1 protein-coding gene is annotated in these 864 nt (G+C 72.2%); it reads left to right on the top strand.

The window, feature by feature from the left end; all coding sequences use genetic code 11:
* Positions 1-297: 297 nt before the first annotated feature.
* The coding region (locus AB8Z36_RS41855) for a TetR family transcriptional regulator (RefSeq protein WP_369218542.1) at positions 298-864 on the top strand (567 nt) is incomplete at its 3' end.

Consider the following 864-nt stretch of genomic DNA (forward strand, 5'->3'; position numbering starts at 1 on the left):
CCTCTAACTGTCCCAGTGGGACACTTGACCCACTGGGACAGTACGAGTGCCGCGATCGGTCACCCCCGTCGGTCGGGCCGACGCGTCACCCCTGTCGGTCAGGCCGATCCCCGCAGAACTCCGCCTCGACCACGTCGGTGTACACCGACGTGGTCGAGGCGGAGTTCKGCGGGGATCGGCCTGACCGACAGGGGTGACGCGTCGGCCCGACCGACGGGGGTGACCGATCGCGGCACTCGTACTGTCCCAGTGGGTCAAGTGTCCCACTGGGACAGTTAGAGGAGTACAGTCGGAGACATGAGCAGCAGTGAGGGCCGCAGGACCCGCAAGGTGCAGGAGAGCCGGGAGGCCATGGCGCGGGCAGCCGTGGACCTGGTCCTGGCCCACGGGCTCGACCAGGTCACCGTCGAGACGATCAGCGAACGCGCCGACGTCTCCCGCCGCACCTTCTCGCGGTACTTCTCCGGCAAGGAGGACGCCCTGGTCGACGCCCTGCGCGCCGACTTCGCGCGGATCAACGCCGCGCTCGCCGACCGCCCCGCGGCCGAGCCCCCCCTCACCGCCTACCACCGCGCCCTGCGGACCTGGCTGGACGGCGAACCGACGGCCTGGCACCGCCTGCCCCGCTCCGGCGACCTGCTGCGGCTGCTCCACGCGGAGCCCTCGCTGCTCCCGGCCTATCTGCGGGTCCAGGACGAGGCCGAGGCCGAGTCCGTGCGGATCGTGGCGCACCGCCTCGGCCTGGACGCCGAGCGCGATCTGCGCCCCGCGCTGGCCGTCTCCCTGGCGGTCGGCGCGTTCGGCACGGCCGTCCGCTTCTGGATCGCACCGGGCGMGAGCGAGACGCTGCCGCTCCTCATCGAC

It is taken from the genome of Streptomyces flavofungini (assembly GCF_041028215.1).
GTDB classification, from domain to species: domain Bacteria; phylum Actinomycetota; class Actinomycetes; order Streptomycetales; family Streptomycetaceae; genus Streptomyces; species Streptomyces flavofungini_B.